This window comes from Mesorhizobium sp. 1B3 (assembly GCF_050958605.1).
GTDB lineage: Bacteria > Pseudomonadota > Alphaproteobacteria > Rhizobiales > Rhizobiaceae.
Window position 1 is genome coordinate 96,974 of record NZ_JBJHDO010000012.1, and the last position, 16,355, is coordinate 113,328.

Annotated in this window: 17 protein-coding genes; 8 read left to right on the forward strand and 9 right to left on the reverse strand. The window is 62.0% G+C overall.

The window, feature by feature from the left end:
- Positions 1-105: 105 nt before the first annotated feature.
- On the reverse strand, positions 106-909 hold the full coding sequence (locus ACCO56_RS26380) for a phosphate/phosphite/phosphonate ABC transporter substrate-binding protein (RefSeq protein WP_433643885.1): 804 nt from the start codon (positions 907-909) through the stop codon (positions 106-108).
- 186 nt (positions 910-1,095) lie between these two features.
- Positions 1,096-2,097, reverse strand: a complete 1,002-nt coding sequence (locus ACCO56_RS26385; protein WP_433643886.1) for a fatty acid desaturase — start codon at positions 2,095-2,097, stop codon at positions 1,096-1,098.
- Positions 2,098-2,315: 218 nt separating this feature from the next.
- Here ACCO56_RS26385 and ACCO56_RS26390 point away from each other — a divergent pair, with 218 nt between their 5' ends.
- Complete coding sequence (locus ACCO56_RS26390) at positions 2,316-3,152, forward strand: helix-turn-helix domain-containing protein (RefSeq protein ID WP_433643887.1); 837 nt, start codon at positions 2,316-2,318, stop codon at positions 3,150-3,152.
- 43 nt (positions 3,153-3,195) lie between these two features.
- Here ACCO56_RS26390 and ACCO56_RS26395 read toward each other — a convergent pair whose 3' ends face one another.
- Both ACCO56_RS26395 and ACCO56_RS26400 read right to left on the reverse strand, forming a co-directional pair.
- Positions 3,196-3,654 (reverse strand): N-acetyltransferase family protein, encoded by a 459-nt coding sequence (locus tag ACCO56_RS26395; RefSeq protein ID WP_433643888.1) that lies wholly within the window; start codon positions 3,652-3,654, stop codon positions 3,196-3,198.
- Positions 3,655-3,803: 149 nt separating this feature from the next.
- Positions 3,804-5,057, reverse strand: a complete 1,254-nt coding sequence (locus tag ACCO56_RS26400) for an OmpP1/FadL family transporter (protein ID WP_433643889.1) — start codon at positions 5,055-5,057, stop codon at positions 3,804-3,806.
- Between the two features lie 297 nt (positions 5,058-5,354).
- On the opposite strand from ACCO56_RS26400, the gene bmt reads away from it, so the two are divergent.
- Positions 5,355-6,368 carry a betaine--homocysteine S-methyltransferase gene (bmt, locus tag ACCO56_RS26405; protein ID WP_433643890.1) on the forward strand — a complete coding sequence of 338 codons (1,014 nt, stop codon included), beginning with the start codon at positions 5,355-5,357 and terminating at the stop codon, positions 6,366-6,368.
- A gap of 312 nt (positions 6,369-6,680) precedes the next feature.
- The gene (locus tag ACCO56_RS26410; protein ID WP_433643891.1) at positions 6,681-7,661 is read left to right on the forward strand and encodes an SDR family oxidoreductase; all 981 of its coding nucleotides are present in this window, start codon (positions 6,681-6,683) and stop codon (positions 7,659-7,661) included.
- 13 nt (positions 7,662-7,674) lie between these two features.
- Here ACCO56_RS26410 and ACCO56_RS26415 read toward each other — a convergent pair whose 3' ends face one another.
- Complete coding sequence (locus ACCO56_RS26415) at positions 7,675-8,253, reverse strand: hypothetical protein (RefSeq protein ID WP_433643892.1); 579 nt, start codon at positions 8,251-8,253, stop codon at positions 7,675-7,677.
- A gap of 494 nt (positions 8,254-8,747) precedes the next feature.
- Entirely contained in the window at positions 8,748-9,479 is a 732-nt protein-coding gene (locus ACCO56_RS26420; protein ID WP_433643893.1) for a dienelactone hydrolase family protein, read from the reverse strand.
- Between the two features lie 402 nt (positions 9,480-9,881).
- Here ACCO56_RS26420 and ACCO56_RS26425 point away from each other — a divergent pair, with 402 nt between their 5' ends.
- Positions 9,882-10,664: an SH3 domain-containing protein gene (locus tag ACCO56_RS26425; protein ID WP_433643894.1), complete on the forward strand. Its 783-nt coding sequence runs from the start codon at positions 9,882-9,884 to the stop codon at positions 10,662-10,664.
- Between the two features lie 12 nt (positions 10,665-10,676).
- Here ACCO56_RS26425 and ACCO56_RS26430 read toward each other — a convergent pair whose 3' ends face one another.
- Positions 10,677-11,306, reverse strand: coding sequence for a hypothetical protein (locus tag ACCO56_RS26430; RefSeq protein WP_433643992.1), 630 nt, complete (start codon positions 11,304-11,306; stop codon positions 10,677-10,679).
- Between the two features lie 137 nt (positions 11,307-11,443).
- Complete coding sequence (locus ACCO56_RS26435; RefSeq protein WP_433643895.1) at positions 11,444-13,018, reverse strand: trimethylamine methyltransferase family protein; 1,575 nt, start codon at positions 13,016-13,018, stop codon at positions 11,444-11,446.
- A gap of 252 nt (positions 13,019-13,270) precedes the next feature.
- Here ACCO56_RS26435 and ACCO56_RS26440 point away from each other — a divergent pair, with 252 nt between their 5' ends.
- Positions 13,271-13,969 carry a corrinoid protein gene (locus ACCO56_RS26440; protein ID WP_433643896.1) on the forward strand — a complete coding sequence of 233 codons (699 nt, stop codon included), beginning with the start codon at positions 13,271-13,273 and terminating at the stop codon, positions 13,967-13,969.
- Between the two features lie 30 nt (positions 13,970-13,999).
- Here ACCO56_RS26440 and ACCO56_RS26445 read toward each other — a convergent pair whose 3' ends face one another.
- Positions 14,000-14,134 carry an EncA/B family entericidin gene (locus ACCO56_RS26445; RefSeq protein ID WP_433643897.1) on the reverse strand — a complete coding sequence of 45 codons (135 nt, stop codon included), beginning with the start codon at positions 14,132-14,134 and terminating at the stop codon, positions 14,000-14,002.
- Between the two features lie 63 nt (positions 14,135-14,197).
- Here ACCO56_RS26445 and ACCO56_RS26450 point away from each other — a divergent pair, with 63 nt between their 5' ends.
- The 3 genes from ACCO56_RS26450 to ACCO56_RS26460 all read left to right on the forward strand — a co-directional run bounded on the left by ACCO56_RS26450 (position 14,198) and on the right by ACCO56_RS26460 (position 16,244).
- Complete coding sequence (locus tag ACCO56_RS26450; RefSeq protein WP_433643898.1) at positions 14,198-14,824, forward strand: DUF1638 domain-containing protein; 627 nt, start codon at positions 14,198-14,200, stop codon at positions 14,822-14,824.
- A 58-nt stretch (positions 14,825-14,882) separates the two neighbouring features.
- Positions 14,883-15,458, forward strand: coding sequence for a DUF4893 domain-containing protein (locus ACCO56_RS26455; protein WP_433643899.1), 576 nt, complete (start codon positions 14,883-14,885; stop codon positions 15,456-15,458).
- A gap of 129 nt (positions 15,459-15,587) precedes the next feature.
- Positions 15,588-16,244 (forward strand): exopolysaccharide biosynthesis protein, encoded by a 657-nt coding sequence (locus ACCO56_RS26460; RefSeq protein ID WP_433643900.1) that lies wholly within the window; start codon positions 15,588-15,590, stop codon positions 16,242-16,244.
- Positions 16,245-16,355: the final 111 nt, after the last annotated feature.

Sequence of the window (16,355 nt, forward strand, 5' to 3'; positions counted from 1 at the left end):
TCTCCCCGTCTTGGTGTTTGGACCGGGAGAAGGTGCCGGCAGGCGGATGAGGGCTTGCTCGACGGTTAGTCGTTGCCGCCGGTATCAATCCGCTCGACGTGCATCTTATCTCCGGCTGAGAATATCCCTCAGAACATCGACGACTTCCGGCGGTGTTTTCTTCGAGGTGATGAACGGCAGTCCCTTGCGCTTTCCCGTCCATCCGACAGGCTCGACGTCGGCTGCCTGCGGCTTGTATAGCTGCGCCAGTCTCCAGCTCCTGCAGTCGATCGCGCAGACATCCGCCCTGCCCTCGGCGACCGCCGCGATGGATGCACGGTGCGCGCCCGTGGCGATGCGCTCGGAGAATATCTGGAGGCCCTCGCCAAGCGCCTCCAGATCCCGGGTGAGTGCCATGATGCCGGACATGGAGTCGAGGCTGTTGTAAGCGAGCCGCTTGCCGCGGATGCGGTCGAGCGGGATGAGAGGAGAGGCGCTGGAAGGTGCGGCCACTCCATGGGAATTCTCGGCGCTGCGCCGCATCAATATTGCGCTGGAATAGAGTTCCCCGCGGCCGCCTTCGAACCCGTCGTAGCTCGGCTGACCAACGAAGGTCACATGGTTTGCGAGCCCCAGCTCCATGGGGCCCCAGCAGGTCTGCGCAAGAAGCAATTTGGGATGCAGCCATAGGGCATGGAAGTCCAGCTCATCCGGTGGAAGCGTCGCCGGATCAGGGGCAAGTATCGTGCCTGCCTCGTCGCGGATACCCCCGGGAACAGGAGGCAGATCGGCGTTGCGAAGAGAGCGCCGGTCCGGCGCGTCAAAGCCGGCATCCCGAATGAGTTCGCGCAGCCATGCCCACTCGGCATCGGTCTCGCTGCGCGTCTCGCACCAGTCATACATGGGCAGGGCTGCGATAAATCCGGTCATGATGGGATATCAGCTGCGATGTGCAAGATTTGCAAGCAGGCCTTACAGACCGTTCGAGAATTCGCTCCGGCGAGGCAGATGGCGTGGTTTTCGAGAACCGGAGCGGAGCGTACATGGGGTACGTGAGCACCGGAAGCGCAGAAAACCGCGTCAGATGTCCGCCGGAGTAGAATTCTCAAACGGTTTTTATTCCTTGGGCGGCTCGGCCGGTACCGGTGCAGTGCCGAGCCCGCTCACATTGCGAGCCCTCACCCGCGGCCGGAAGGCCCTTCCCGGCTCGGGCACGCGACGCAGAACAGGATGCACCACCGGCTCCTTGGGCTTGAACGCATATTGTCTGAGGAGCGCAAAATAGCCTGGCACGACATAACCGTTGTTGCCGCGTATCCATTCTTCACGCCGCTCGCGGAAGAGCCGCGGCAGCTCGTACCAGGCAACCGTCGGCCTCTTGTGGTGCACGAAGTGCAGGTTGTTGTTGAGGAACAGGAAGGACAAGGGCGAGTGCTCGACGATGATGGTCCGCCCTTCCGGATGCTCCGACCATTGATGCTCGGCATAGGTGCGGATCGAGATGATCGATTGGCCGATCCATGTCGGGACGAGGATGTAGAGCCAGAGCGGCATGCCGAAGCCGTAGACGACGATCGGGATGATCGCGGCCAGTCCGATCGCGTGGAGGAGCCAAGCCCGGCGCACGGCGGCATCGCCTTCCCATGCAAGTCTCGCTTCGCTGATGAAGAAGCCGATGCTCGACAGCCATGGGCCGAGGATGAAACGCCCGATCATGGTGTTGTTGATCTTGAGCAATCGTTTCATCGGCTCCGGCAGTTCTTCGTGCTGCCAGAGCGCCTTATAGTAGCTCTCGGGATCGTCGAGCGGATCCGTCAGTCGCTCATCCGCATGATGGCGCAAGTGAATCCATTTGAAGCGCCGGTAGGGCCAGACAAGACCGATCGGCAGGAAGACGAACGCCTCGTTGATGTTTGCGTTGCGGGTGGGATGCCCATGCAGCACCTCGTGCATGAGCGACGAATGCAAGGCCAGCGTCAATGACAGGAGGGTAAGGGCGAGGAGCGGATAGTGAGGCCAGAGGAAGAAACCGGCTCCTGCCCAGATCGCATAGCAGGCTACGGCCAGGAGCACCGTGGGCCACTCGATTTTCCTTTGTCGTTTGCCAGCCGTCACCATTCCCGAACCGATCGCCCCAGACCGGAATCCCCATTCCTGACAGCATGGTGTCAGGAGAGCTTGATGACAGCAACGAGACAATGCGCAGGAAATGTTGATATTGCGCTGCTTCAGCCGCAATTGTTATAAATTGTCAACAGCAGCTGGGATTATCAGCCTATCATGGTCGAAATCTGCAATGATGTTGGAAAACCATTCTCCGGGTAAAAGGAAGGGCGATGGACAAGCGCGATCTGTCAACTATCTTCCGGGATCGGCTGAGAACGCTTCTGCAGCGCTCGGGAGCGAACCAATCCGCCTTCGCCTCGGCAGTCGGCATCGATCGATCGGCCCTGTCGCAGCTTCTTTCCGGCGCTTCCACGCGCCTGCCGCGCGCCGAAACCCTGCTCAACATCGCATCCGAACACAAGGTGTCGCTCGACTGGTTGCTGGGTCTCAGCCAGGACGAAGGGCTGACCGGCGAGATACGCGAAAGTCTCGAGATCGAGGAGGCGGCCGGCGGTTTCGACCGTACGCTCCTCGCGACCTGGCATGCGGAAGCGGCGGGAACCAAGATCCGCTATGTGCCGGCCGGCTTTCCGGATCTCCTGCGCACCGACGCGCTGATCGAATATGAGGCCGGCATTTCCAACAAGAGCCGTGAGGCGCAACTGGGCGAAACCCAATACCGCATCGACTATAGCCGGCGTCCGGAAACGGACATGGAAGTCTGCATGCCGCGCCACACTTTGGAGATCTTCGCCCGCGGCCTCGGCATCTGGGACCGGTTCCCGCCGGAGGCGCGCGCCGAGCAACTCGACCACATGGCCCGCCTGCTCGACGATCTCTATCCCAGCTTTCGCCTTTACCTCTACGACGGCCGGATGCGCTACTCCATACCCTACACGATCTTCGGCTCACTGCGCGCCGCGATCTATGTAGGGGACATGTATCTCGTGCTCAACGCCATCCAGCCCGTCCGCACTTTGACGCGGCATTTCGACAATCTGATCCGCGCAGCCGATGTCAATGCCCACGAGGCTGCTTCGTTCACCGCCTCCCTCAGCCGGCTCTAAGGAGCTGGACCATCCATTCGGAAGACCAACGGGATCGATGTGCCTACAGCGCCTTCTTGAACCCCAGATGGCTGGCGGTGAACCCCAGTTCCTCATAGAACCTATGCGCCTCCGGCCGCTCCTTGTCCGTTGTCAATTGAACAAGGCTACAGCCGCGAGCGCGGCATTGCTCGAACGCCCATTCGAACATGCGCGTCCCGATGCCGGTGCCACGATATTCCCGGGCGATGCGGACAGCTTCGATCTGCCCCCGCCATGCGCCCCGCCTGGAGATACCTGGAATGAAGGTGAGCTGGAGCGTTCCGATCACCTGTTCCCGGTCAATGACGACTGCCAGCATCTGGTTGGGATCGGCGTCGATCGCCGAGAAGGCTGCCTGGTATGGTTGCGACAGCGGGAGGCTCGTATCTTCTCTTCTAGCGCCGAGAGGATCGTCGGCCAGGAGCGTGACGATTACAGGCAAGTCAGACGCTTGCGCGCGCCGAAACTGAATGTCGATCATGGCCGGCAGTAATAGGAACGATGCGGAGTGACGGCAAGGACCGGCAAAAGGGGCCTGGGTTTCCAAAGACGGGATCGGCGAATCCAACGACGATTTTCATCGTCAAACTTCGAGGAAGTTTGAGCAAGCGCCCCGGCGGATTGAGGGTGCTATCCGCCGAATTTGTAGCGAATGCCGAGCGAAATGATGTCGGCGCTGCCCTCCGCCGTGCCGGCGTAGCGGAAGCCGGCCGTTGTTTCGTCGACCGGCGCATCCTCCACGAATATGTGCGAATAGCCGGCGTCGATCGAAAGCCGCTCGTTCCAGTTGTAGCTAGCGCCAATGCTGGCCCAGACGCGATCTGCGTCGGGAAGGCGCATGGTGCGGTCCTCGTCCGTGGTCGGCGCGATCTCGTAACCGAGACCGGCCCGGAACGTCCAATTGGGGTCGTACTTGTACTCGCCGCCGAGCGAAAAGAACCAGCCATCCTCGAAATTGAGCGGCAGGCTTGAGCGGGCCGGCGAACCGGTGAACGGCACGGTCTGGATGCGGCTCCAATTCGTCCATTCCATGCCGGCCATGACGGTGAAAGCATGGTTGATGGCCTGACGCACGCCGACCGATAAAGTGTCGGGGAGCGTCACGTCGGCACGGATCGGATAGGACCCGGCTGGTATGGTGCCGAGCGGCGTCCGCAAAGGGACATCGAAGGCCTGGCTGCCATCCAGCGAATGTTTGACGGCCGATCGGTAGCCGATGCCGATGGTGGTGCCGTCGAACGGCGTGAGCGTCACGCCGGCGACGAATCCTACGTCGGTGGAGTCACCCTCGAGTCGCTGCCGTGGTGGAGAGGCGACCGGTGCAAGCGCCGTTTGGATGTCGACGTCGAAATACTGGATCTGCATCCCGACGGCGGCGCTGATCATGTCGTTGAACTTGAAGCCGACAACAGGGGTCACGTTGATCGATGTCGCCTCGGCGTCGAGATGACTGAACATCCCGACCCATGGCGCGTCGGACGTCGTGCTGAAACCATACGGTGCGTTGACGCTCATGCCGAAATAGAGCCGATCGGTGACAGGCATCGCGAAATAACCGGCCGGCACAATGCCGACCTCGCCGACGTTGCCGCCATTGCCTCTAATGGCCAACCCCGTGAGACTTGAACGCGCGGGGTCTACGTCGAGCTCCGAGCGCGGGAAAACGGTTGTCAGATTGCCTTCGATGGTGATTCCGCTGACCGTCGTCACGGCCGCCGGGTTCCAGAACATCGAGCTGATCGAATCGCCCGGCGCCGCCATGCCGGCGAAACTGGAGCCCTGCCCGTAGGCGGATTGCTCGCGGACCGCGAAGCCCCCCGCCTGCGCTGCCGAGACAAACGCTACCATCGCCCCGACCGTCGAAACGAAGAATATTGCGCGCATCTCAATACTCCCGACGGCCGCCGCGGCATCGAGCCGATCGTGGTGCCAGGCGATCGCGGGCAAAGCGGCTGAGGCGCATTTATGAGGTCCCCTCTGCACCAAAACCCAAGCCCGCCCTCGTTGTGAGGGTGAAATACTATTGTTTGGCTTTCAATTGCTTTTTGACCCGAACGGAAATGCGTCGTCCTGTGTGACGCATCGGCCACAGAACTAGATCCAGGCAGTGCCTTGAAGTCGATCTCGAATAGATATAAGGATTTCTTTATATCTTTATCTCCCGCTACCGAGACTTGTCCGATGATCAATCCGATCGACGTCCTCCTCGCAGAAAAGGGCGTGCTTCTGGCCGATGGCGCGACCGGCACCAATCTTTTCGCCATGGGGCTGGAAGCCGGCGAAGCGCCGGAATTGTGGAACGAGAGCGCACCCGAAAAAATCGCGGCGCTGCATCAGGGCTTCATCGATGCCGGTGCCGACATCATCCTCACCAATTCGTTCGGTGGCACGCGCCACCGGCTGAAGCTCCATCATGCACAAGACCGCGTCCATGCCCTCAACAGCCGAGCGGCGGAGATTGCGCGCGCGGTTGCCGACAAGGCCGGCCGCAAGGTGATCGTCGCCGGCTCTGTCGGCCCCACCGGCGAATTGCTCGCGCCGCTCGGCGCTCTCACCTATGAGGAGGCGGTGGAGGCCTTCGCCGAGCAGATCGAAGGGTTGAAGGCAGGGGGCGCCGAGGTCGCCTGGATCGAGACCATGTCGGCGCCCGAGGAAATCCGCGCCGCCGCGGAAGCCGCGATCCGTGTCGGGCTGCCCTATACCTATACCGGTTCCTTCGACACCGCCGGACGCACCATGATGGGACTGCTTCCCCGGGATATTCATGGCGTCGCCGACGGGTTGGCTGCCGCTCCGCTCGCCGTCGGCGCCAATTGCGGCGTCGGTGCGGCCGACATCCTGGCCTCCTTGCTCGACATGACCGACGCCAGGCCGGACGCCACGGTGATCGTGAAGGGCAATTGCGGCATTCCGGAATTCCGCGGCTCGGAAATCCATTATTCCGGCACGCCGGAACTGATGTCCGACTATGTCCGCCTTGCCGTCGACGGCGGCGCCAGGATCGTCGGCGGTTGCTGTGGCACGTCCTTTTCCCACCTCGCCGCCATGCGCAAGGCGCTCGATGCGCATCGCAAAGAGAACCGCCCTACCCTGGACACGATCGTCGAGCGCATCGGCCCATTGCGCAACAAGGCTGCCAGTTCGAACGGCACTGCCGGCGAAGGCCGGCGTGAACGCCGCCGGCAGCGTGCCTGACTTTTGAAGCCTTCCGGCGTAGCGGGTACGGTGCGGACCGGATCCTCGGGTAATTCCCGCCCTTCGGGCCCGGGGGATGACGATTGCGCGGAGGGCATCCCCCGATAGCCAAGGTTTGTGCTTGGCATTCCGTTCTCCACTTCGTCATCATCGGGCCGAAGCCGAGCGAAGCGCGTGACGCAGCAGCCTCGTCGTCCCTGCCTCGCTTGCCCGCGCGCCTTCGGCATTTCCGGCAGAAATTTGCATCTTCCTCATGCTCAACCATTCAAGCGGTCAGGCGTTACACCTCGACACGGCATAAGGAGATCGACAATGGCCACGACCCCGGTTTCCGCACAGGCGGAGGCGAAGAAACAGCGCTCGATCCAGAGGAAAGTCGACGCGCGCGACGCGAAAAGAAAAGGCGACGGAAAGGAGAAAGGCGGCGCGATGCAGGCCGGCGCCCGAGAATATCCCGAACCGCCCTTCCCCAAGCAACATCATCCCAAACCCGGCATGGAGCACGACATCGAGCCGCAACCGCTCTATGACGCGCCCTTCTATGTCGGCTCGAAAAAGCTGGAAGGAAAGATTGCACTCGTGACTGGTGGCGATTCCGGCATTGGCCGCGCCGTCGCGGTCCTCTTCGCCAGGGAAGGCGCGGACGTGGCGATCGCCTATCTTTGCGAGCATAGGGACGCCGAAGCAACGAAAAGGGCGGTGGAAAAGGAGGGGCGGCGCGCGATCCTTCTGCCGGGCGATGTCAGCGAGCGCGATTATTGCGAAAAAGCGGTGGCCGAGACGGTAAAGCAGTTAGGACGGCTGGACGTGCTGGTGAACAATGCCGCGTTCCAGATCCACGAGGTCGATTTTGAAGACCTGACCGAGGAACATTTCGACACAACGCTGAAAACCAACCTCTACGGTTACTTCCATATGGCGCAGGCGGCAGTTGCCCACATGAAGCCGGGAGCCGCGATCATCAACACAGGGTCGGTCACAGGTATAGAAGGCAGCCCCGATCTGGTGGACTATTCGATGACAAAGGGTGGCATCCATGCCTTTACCCGCGCGCTTTCCAGCAACCTGATCGGGAAAGGCATCCGGGTGAATTGCGTCGCTCCCGGTCCGGTCTGGACACCGCTCAACCCCTCGGAAAAACAGGCCAAGGCTGTTTCGACTTTCGGCTCGAAAACGCCGATGAAGCGGCCGGCACAGCCGGAGGAGATCGCGCCGGCTTACGTGTTCCTGGCTTCGCCGCACTGCTCGAGCTACATTACCGGCGAGATCCTGCCGATCGTCGGCGGCTACTGAGTTGTCGCGGCCATCAAGCTCCAGCCGCGGGAAGCGTTTCGCGATACGACAGGAGCACATAGACAAAGAGAAGCACACCCGTCAGTTCCGCGCCCTCTTCCACAGTGGTGGCGAGGCGATAATTCAACGAATCGAGGCCGCCTGCTTCGGCCATCGCCCCGCCCACCATTTCCATTCCCACCGCGCCGAACAGAAAGATCGCTGCCGAGAGCATCAGGAGCGTGGCGAGCCGTGGCGGGAACGACCGGATAAAGGGAATGAACGCTGCAAGCCCAAGCAAGGCCAGGAGCCCTGCAGGCGCAGCCCAGGCGAAATAGAACAGCCCCGTATTGTCGAATTGCGAAGCCAGGCCGGCGGAGATCTTCTCATGGACGCCTGAGAACTCGTCGAAGGACAGGAGCAGAAACAAGCCCGCCAGGAAGAGCCAGTGCCATTTGAAACGGCTATTGCGGAGGAAGGCCACTTGTCCGAGTTGAAAGAGCACCTGTGCCGCGAAGAAGAAGGCAAGGACAGATATCCAGGTGAAGGCGCTCTGCTCGACGTCTACATCGAGCAGCCATATCTTCGACGATTTGGAAATTGTACCCTCCAAAAGCAGAACGTCCTGGAGGAAGCTCGCCAACAAAACGAGAAAAGCAAAAGAAGCAACAACGACGAAATACGCTCGCCAACCGGGAAAAGTATCTGAAATTGGCCAGGGATGACTGGGAAGCGCGCCTGCGCGGCGAGGTTCATATTGCATTGCACAACCCCCGCTTGTCTGACACAGATCTGTCACAAAAGTGTCATAAACAGTCGCACTACTTTCGGAGTAATGTCAACCTCGGGAGGATTGGCATGAAACTCTCAACTAGCCCGAACGCGGTAACAGGGGCCGCCATACTCTGTGGCCTCGTCCTGTTGGCAGCATTAGTCGTTATTTCGGGACTGGAGATCGCGCTGCCGCGCGGCTGACGCGGCACTCGACCTTACGTATTGGTTCCAAATGATGGGCTAACCCTTTGTGCGTCCGTTGCCTGGCGGCAGCTTTCGTGTCGGTTGTGCCTAATTCGCGACGCGAAGCACTTCCTCTTGACCTACAGAACTCTACCCTCGCAAGGCTTCCCCGAAGAACGTGGTCAGGCGTCTCCAATGGCGTTCCGCGCCGTCAGCGTCGAAGACGCCATGGTCCGGCACGGCCCATCCGTGTCGCATGCCGACATAGTTCTCGATGATGTGGTCCACTTCGGCGCGGCGCAGCGCCTCTGCCAATCGCCCGGACTGCTCCGGTGGGAAGCTCTGATCGATACCGGCGACGCCGACATAGACGCGAGCCTTGATCTTGGCGGCATTGCTTGCCGGGCTGTCCGGAGTATCGGCGGCGAGATGGCCGCCATGGAAGCTCGCGGCTGCCGCGATCCGCTCCGGAAAGGCGGCAGCCGCATTGAGCGCACGGGCGCCACCCATGCAATAGCCGACCGTTCCGATCGGCCCCCGCGCCCCGGCACTATCCAACGCTTCGACGAAGGCCGCCGTGTCGCGCTGGCTCATGGCCTGGGTCGTGCCGGAGATCATCGCCATGAGCTCGCCGCGCGTCTTCTCCTCGCTGAAGGCAGTTTTCGCGTCGTACGGGCCATAGGGGCCCGAGCGGTAAAGAAGGTCCGGCACGAGGACGAGGTATCCCTGCCCGGCCAGCCGCGACGCCATGGCGTCGAGTGCCGCACGAGGCCCGAACGCGTCCATGTAGAGGATAACCCCGCATCCGTTCGGACCAGTGCCGAACAGGCCGGCTTTCGCGACACCGTCCCGCGTTCTGATCTCGATGTTCGATTTCGTCATGAGCGGCTCCTCCCTTGCGGCCAATGTGGTGGCCAAATTGCAGCAAACCGAGCGACCATGGTAAACTTCTTATGAATGTGGCACTCTGAACGCGGCAAAGCCACAATCGCGGAGCAGTTAGTCGGGTCGGGGCGGGGATAGTAGTCTTGCGTGGAGAGTGCGTTGACAAGCCCGTCTGAGCGGGAAACGGTCCCGCAACATGTTCAAGCCCCCCTTCCAGAACAAGCTGAAGCAAAACAGCTCGAGCCGAGAACCCGGCGTCTTCTGCTGAGCGGAGCCACTCTTGTCGCCCTCGCCAGTCTTGGCGCATTGGCCGCGTTTTTCACGGCTCCCTTCGCCGATCCGCCATCGAACGGTCCCGGGGCCCCGACTTCGATCGTGCCGCCCTCCGCGGCGAAACCCATGGACAAACCTTCCATGTCCGGCACGACCGCGAGCGAGGCTCTGCGCCAGCTGACATTGGAGGCGCGCCAGCGGGAAGCGCAGAAGAATGACGCTCAGCCCGAGGTGGAGGCGCTGGCTGCCGACGACCCCCGCTGGGCCAAGACCGGCATGCCCCCCGCCGAAGACAAGCCGTCGGCGCCACCGTTGGCCGACACGACCGAAGGCTTGAACAGTGCCGAGGATGCCACCCCGTTCGGAACTGCGGAAGGATCGACCCAAGAGGGCCTCGCCGCGCCCATGGAACAGCAATCGCCACCTCCTGCCACTTCGCCGCCTGACAATCCGACGGGGCCTCTGGACGAGGCGTCGCCGCCAATGTCCCCCGAGCCGGCCGATGAGACGGCAACTGCCGCCATTTCCCCTGCCGAAACGGAGACCGAAACCGCCGAGACCACGCCATCAAGGGAGCCGGCTGAGCCCGCCGGAAGCGGCGCCGCCCCGTCCAGCAATGTCACCGTGACGACGCATGTCAAAATGCGATCCGGGCCTCGTGATGAAGCCGCCGTCGTCACGATCATTCCGGACAATGCCGTCGTCGGGCTCGTCAAATGCGAGTCCTGGTGCGAGGTCGTTTACAAAGGCCATCGCGGCTTCGTCTACAAGGGCTTCATCGATGGCCGGGGCGTCGCCGCCAAGCGGCCTCAGGCACAGGCCCCTGCAGCACAACAGCCACCGACCGAACCGAACGCCCCCAAGCCCGAAACTCCGAAAGCCGCCGATCTCAATAGTATCGGGCGTTGACCGGCCCGCGGATCAAGCAGCGAATGCCCTCATATGGAACGCCTGCATGTCCTCGGGATAGCGGTACGACGTGCCGTGTGGGCAGGCGTTGCGATCGAGGCAACCGGCCACCAGGCATGTCTGTCCGTCCTTCGAGCGCACATGAGCCAGACACTTCTGATAGGCAAATCCCGCTTCCGAATGAGCTCCGGTCGGGCACGATTTCAGGCAAGGTTTCCCGACACATAGATCGCAAAGATGAATCGTCTCGAGAGGTTCTCCGACAGGGACGGCAACCTCCAGCAGCAGAGCCCCGCGATAGGCGTGCCAGAGCCCGTAGACGGGATGCATGAGGATGCCGAGGGGGGACGGCTTCAGCCTTTCGGCGCGCATCGCCCATTGCTGGAAGGGCAGATACGGCCGGTCGGAAGGGAAAACGGCTCTTGCCCCATGTTTCCGCGCGATACCATCGATGACATCCCGGCTCCAGCGATCCAACGGATCGTCGACATCGCTAGGTTGTCCGTACCGCCACGCCTTGAAATACGGCCAGTGCGAGGCTCCCGCATGCCCCACAAGCACGGCTGATTTGGCCGGTCCCCCTGATGGTCCGGCTGGAGGATCGTCGGCTTCGCCGAAATTAAAGCCGCCGCGCAGGATCATGCCGGCGTCGGCGAGACAAGCGGATATGTCGGTCAACAGGCGCACGGCTATCCCGGTCCCGGTTCGGAGAACGCGCTCCGCCAGACCTCCTTGTGGATGATGTCGGCCACTTTAGCCCGGCCTGACGCGGGCTCCTTTCATGTGAAAGCGTCGGGCATCGAAGCCTTCTTCCTGGCGATGAAGCTTCTGAGTTCCTCGTCGATCCCCGGATCGATCGCCGGCGCCTCGTAGCTTTCGAGCCAGCGCCGCGCGAGCTCATTGGCGCGCTGCGGCGCCGTTTTCTCGCCTTCCGCCTGCCACTGCTCGAAGGAATTGTTGTCGGCGATGTTGGATCGATAGAATGCCGTCTGGAAATTCGCCTGGGTATGGTCGCAGCCGAGATAATGACTGCCCGGCCCCACCTGGCGGATGGCGTCCATCGCCTGCCCGTTCTCGGAAAGATCGACGCCCTCGGCGAATTTCTGCTGCATGCCGAGCTGGTCGATGTCCATCATGAACTTCTCGTAGCATGAGGCAAGTCCACCTTCGAGCCAGCCAGCCGCATGGAGAACGAAGTTGGTGCCGGCAAGCAGCGTGGAGTTGAGCGTATTGGCGCTCTCGTAGGCCGCCTGCGCATCCGGGATCTTGGAGGCGCAGAGCGATCCGCCGGTGCGGAAGGGAAGGCCCAGGCGACGGGCAAGCTGCGCCGCGCCGTAAGAGACCAGTGAAGGTTCCGGCGTTCCGAAGGTCGGCGCGCCCGACTGCATGGAGATCGAGGAGGCGAATGTGCCGAACAGCACCGGGGCGCCGGGCCGGACGAGCTGCGTGAAAGCAGCGCCGGCCAGGACTTCCGCCAATACCTGGGTCAGCGTGCCCGCGACAGTCACCGGGCTCATCGCCCCGGAGAGGATGAAAGGCGTGACGATGGTCGCCTGGTTGGCGCGAGCATAGACCTTCGCCGCACCCAGCATCGTTTCGTCGAACACCATGGGCGAGTTGGCGTTGATCAGGTTGATGACGACGGTATTCTCATCGACGAATGTTTCGCCGAACAAGATCTTGGCCATTGCGACCGTGTCCTCGGCTCGTTCCGGCGCCGTGACCGAGCCCATGAACGGCTTGTCCGAATAGCGCATATGCGCATAGACCATGTCGAGGTGACGCTTGTTCACCGGAACGTCGACCGGTTCGCACAAGGTGCCGCCGGAATGGTGGATCGCCGGCGCCATATAGGCGAGCTTCACGAAATTGCGGAAGTCCTCGATCGTGGCGTAGCGACGGTTGCCGTCGAGATCGCGCACGAAAGGCGGTCCATAGACCGGCGCGAATACGGTGGCGTCGCCGCCGATCCGGACCGAGCGTTCGGGGTTGCGGGAATGCTGGGTGAAGCTCGACGGCGCCGTTTTCAGGAGCGATCGCGGCAGTCCCCGTGGAAAATGCACGCGCTGGCCCTTCACGTCGGCCCCGGCCTCCTTCCACAAGGCCAGCGCCTCGGCATCGTCGCGGAACTCGATGCCGATCTCCTCGAGTACCCTATCGGCATTCTTCTCGATCAGAGCCAGGCCTTCTTCGTCCAGCACCTCGTAAACCCTGATCTTCCGGCGGATATAGGTAAGCGACTGGCCCGGACCGCCGCCGGAGCGAGCCGCTCGGCGCGCCGCGGCACCACCGCGTTCGCCTCTGCCGCGCCTGCCGCCGCCCGCTTCCTGACCGGCTGCGAGGTTGTCTTCCATGGCCGTATTCCCTGAATCATGTCTCGTCGCGTCGAGCGACCTTGGCTGGATCGTAGTCCGCCACCCTAACGGAAACGGCCAGCCAGCGCCAAACCCTGTCGTAAAATCGACAGGAAAATCACCGGCTTCCCGGTCGCTTTCGTTCTGCAGAAGGTCGCAATTCGGCTATGGCGCCGGGGTCGCTTGGCTCTAGATATTGACGGGGAAACAGGGGTCTTTCGGGACCTCCCAGCGCGGCGCGAGGAGCCTTCCATGTCCGACGACGAGATCATCCTGTCCGAACTGTCCGACGACGAACTTGTCCAGCAGATGCATGACGATCTCTATGACGGCCTCAAGGAAGAGATCGAGGAAGGCACCCGCATCCTGCTCGACCGCGGCTGGGCGCCCTACAAGGTCCTGACCGAAGCCCTGGTGGAAGGCATGCGCATCGTCGGCGAGGATTTTCGCGACGGCATCCTGTTCGTGCCGGAAGTGCTGCTGTCGGCCAATGCGATGAAGGCTGGCATGGCGATCCTCCGCCCGTTGCTCGCGGCAACCGGCGCGCCCAAGCAAGGCAAGCTCGTCATCGGCACGGTCAAGGGCGACATCCACGATATCGGCAAGAATCTCGTCGGCATGATGATGGAGGGTGCCGGCTTCGACGTGATCGACCTCGGCATCAACAATCCGGTCGAGAACTATCTGAATGCCATCGAAGAGCATCAGCCTGACATTATCGGCATGTCGGCGCTGCTCACCACGACCATGCCATACATGAAAGTCGTCATCGATACGATGAAGGAAAAGGGCATTCGGGACGACTACGTCGTTCTCGTCGGTGGTGCCCCTCTCAACGAGGAATTCGGGAAAGCGGTAGGCGCCGATGCATATTGCAGGGATGCCGCCGTGGCTGTCGAGACAGCCAAGGAATTCGTCAGGCGCAAGCACAATCTACGCGCTACGGCGTAGTTCAGCTTGCCCGCCTTTCTCATTCCACCGTCAGTCGACGGTATCTTCGACGGCGTTCGCGGTGGCCTTGACATCCCTGCCGACGCCGCGAACCGTGTTCGCGCAGGCAGTAATCATCAGGGCTGAAATGATCAGGGCAAGCGGAGCAAGCCTGGACAGCTTCATGGACGTAATCTCCCTCTTTCGCTACTTTCAAGCGAACGAACGAACAAAGGCCACAGTTGTTCCATGACGGGCGACCGTCTCGACACCAAGCCCCGGAAGCTGCGGGTGATCGCCTGCGGAATGCTGGCGCGCGAAGTGCTGGCGGTAAAGCAGCAACTCGGCCTCGATCATCTCGATCTCAAATGCCTGCCGGCCGAGTTTCATTTCCACCCCGACCGCATACCGGCAGCCATGGATGCGGCCATCGCCGAGGCACGGGCCGAAGGCTTCGACCAGATCTTCGCCGGCTACGGCGACTGCGGCACGGGTGGGCTACTCGACCGCGTGCTCGAAAAGCATGGCGTCGAGCGGATTGCCGGGCCGCATTGCTTCGCCTTCTATCAAGGCAATGCCGCGTTCGAGGCATCGGGCGAGGCGGACATGCTGGCCTTCTACATGACCGATTTCCTTTGCCGCCAGTTCGATGCCTTCTTCATTCGCCCACTCGGCTTGGACCGTCACCCCGAACTCGCGAAGGACTATTTCGGCAGCTACGAGAAGCTGATCTATCTAGCCCAGACCGATGACCCGGCGCTCGACAAGGTCGCCGAAGGCGCGGCGCGGATGCTCGGCCTCGCTTATGAACGTCGGGCGACCGGCTACGGCGATCTGGCTACTGCGCTCAAACGCGCTGCCTCCAGCCCGCGATGAACACTAAAGCGCCCACATTCCGACGCTCTCCTACCGTCGTGCTACATCCGGAGAAAGAATGACCCCGAGAACAGCCCTCGCCGCGCTTCTGCTCTTCGCGGCGAGCCCGGCTTTAGCCGATGGCGTCGTCGATAAAATCATGACGGATGCCGACAAGGTCAGGCTGAGAAACTACGAAGCCGTGAGAGCTCTAGCGCTTGCGGAGGCCAAGGCAGGCGGAGCACCCCAGGACATAGGTCAATTGGAGGCCACCTTTTCCAAGCCGGCCATCTCGTTTTCCGATTTCGACATGACCGGCGAATGGCGGTGCAGGACGACGAAGGCCGGCAAGCTCGTTCCGCTCGTCGTCTACGGGTGGTTCAAATGCAGGGTGACCGACGACGGATCAGGCTGGATGCTGGAGAAGCTGACCGGCTCGCAGCGCACCAAGGGCCGCTTCTACACCGACAGCGATACGCGCCTCATCTATCTCGGCTCAGGCTACGTGGCCGGAGAAAAAGCCAAGTCTTATGGTGCTGGACCAGAAACAGACCAGGTAGGGTATGCCTTCCGCACCGGATTGTCGGAATGGCGCATCGAGATGCCCTCGCCTCGCCGCGAATCCAAGCTCGATATCCTCGAATTCCGCCGCTGACAGAGGAAATGGAACGTCGTCCCGCCCCCGAAAGCACGCAAAGGCGCTCGAGCGCGTCATCAACGGTTAACCCGCCAAGAGCATAATCCGCACGGGGCATGGCCGCGAAGACGGCTTGGGGAAAAAGGCATGGGCGATCAACAGAGCAGCTTCGACGAAGTGGCGATTGCAGGCGTGGCGCAGCGGCGTCCGGCTCGGCTCTCTCGCCTCTTCATGCGCATCGCGCGCAGGCCTGGGGAACGCGTTTCGGTCCGATGCATTCATGACGCCTTGGGGGAACGAGGCTTCGCTGCGCTGCTGGTCGTTTTCGCCGCTTTCAATCTCATCCCCATGCCTCCCGGAGCTTCGACCTTCCTCGGCCTGCCCATGGTGGTCGTGGCCGCGCAGATGATGTGCGGCAGCCGCCGCGCCTGGTTGCCCGCCTTCGTCATGGACCGCTCGATCTCGGCCGATCAGTTCCGCTCGGCCATGGGCTGGGTGGTGCCTCGCCTCATCCGCCTCGAGCGCATCATCCGCCCGCGCTATTGGCCGTTCTGGCGCAGGCAGGGCGATTGCGTGATCGGTTTCCTGGCGTTTGTCATGGCAGTCGTGGTGACCTTGCCGATCCCGCTGGGCAACTGGCTTCCCGCTTTTTCCACGGCATTGATGGGGCTGTCGCTCGTCGAACGCGACGGACTTCTCTTCGCGGTCGGCGGCCTCGTCGGCGTGGCGGCGCTGACCGTCACGGCGGTCGTGGTCGGCTCGGTCGGCGCAGCCACCTATGCTGCCCTCGGCTGGCTCTTCTGAAGCCTACACTCCTTCGCGCGCCACGCCATCGCCTCTTCGCGACATCGAGGCACGTCGCTTTTGAATGCGCCCGCGTCGTCCCATGAGAAGCGGGGTGCATGCGCTTGCGGC

Bases quoted from the DNA above. Each gene is read 5' to 3' on its own strand.
- ACCO56_RS26390 (WP_433643887.1), top strand. From the start codon at position 2,316: ATGGACAAGCGCGATCTGTCAACTATCTTCCGGGATCGGCTGAGAACG.
- ACCO56_RS26395 (WP_433643888.1), bottom strand. From the start codon at position 3,654: ATGATCGACATTCAGTTTCGGCGCGCGCAAGCGTCTGACTTGCCTGTA.
- ACCO56_RS26455 (WP_433643899.1), top strand. From the start codon at position 14,883: ATGACCCCGAGAACAGCCCTCGCCGCGCTTCTGCTCTTCGCGGCGAGC.
- ACCO56_RS26425 (WP_433643894.1), top strand. From the start codon at position 9,882: ATGGACAAACCTTCCATGTCCGGCACGACCGCGAGCGAGGCTCTGCGC.
- ACCO56_RS26380 (WP_433643885.1), bottom strand. From the start codon at position 909: ATGACCGGATTTATCGCAGCCCTGCCCATGTATGACTGGTGCGAGACG.
- ACCO56_RS26400 (WP_433643889.1), bottom strand. From the start codon at position 5,057: ATGCGCGCAATATTCTTCGTTTCGACGGTCGGGGCGATGGTAGCGTTT.
- ACCO56_RS26450 (WP_433643898.1), top strand. From the start codon at position 14,198: ATGACGGGCGACCGTCTCGACACCAAGCCCCGGAAGCTGCGGGTGATC.
- ACCO56_RS26410 (WP_433643891.1), top strand. From the start codon at position 6,681: ATGGCCACGACCCCGGTTTCCGCACAGGCGGAGGCGAAGAAACAGCGC.
- ACCO56_RS26440 (WP_433643896.1), top strand. From the start codon at position 13,271: ATGTCCGACGACGAGATCATCCTGTCCGAACTGTCCGACGACGAACTT.
- ACCO56_RS26435 (WP_433643895.1), bottom strand. From the start codon at position 13,018: ATGGAAGACAACCTCGCAGCCGGTCAGGAAGCGGGCGGCGGCAGGCGC.
- ACCO56_RS26460 (WP_433643900.1), top strand. From the start codon at position 15,588: ATGGGCGATCAACAGAGCAGCTTCGACGAAGTGGCGATTGCAGGCGTG.
- ACCO56_RS26430 (WP_433643992.1), bottom strand. From the start codon at position 11,306: ATGATCCTGCGCGGCGGCTTTAATTTCGGCGAAGCCGACGATCCTCCA.
- ACCO56_RS26420 (WP_433643893.1), bottom strand. From the start codon at position 9,479: ATGACGAAATCGAACATCGAGATCAGAACGCGGGACGGTGTCGCGAAA.
- ACCO56_RS26385 (WP_433643886.1), bottom strand. From the start codon at position 2,097: ATGGTGACGGCTGGCAAACGACAAAGGAAAATCGAGTGGCCCACGGTG.
- ACCO56_RS26445 (WP_433643897.1), bottom strand. From the start codon at position 14,134: ATGAAGCTGTCCAGGCTTGCTCCGCTTGCCCTGATCATTTCAGCCCTG.
- bmt (WP_433643890.1), top strand. From the start codon at position 5,355: ATGATCAATCCGATCGACGTCCTCCTCGCAGAAAAGGGCGTGCTTCTG.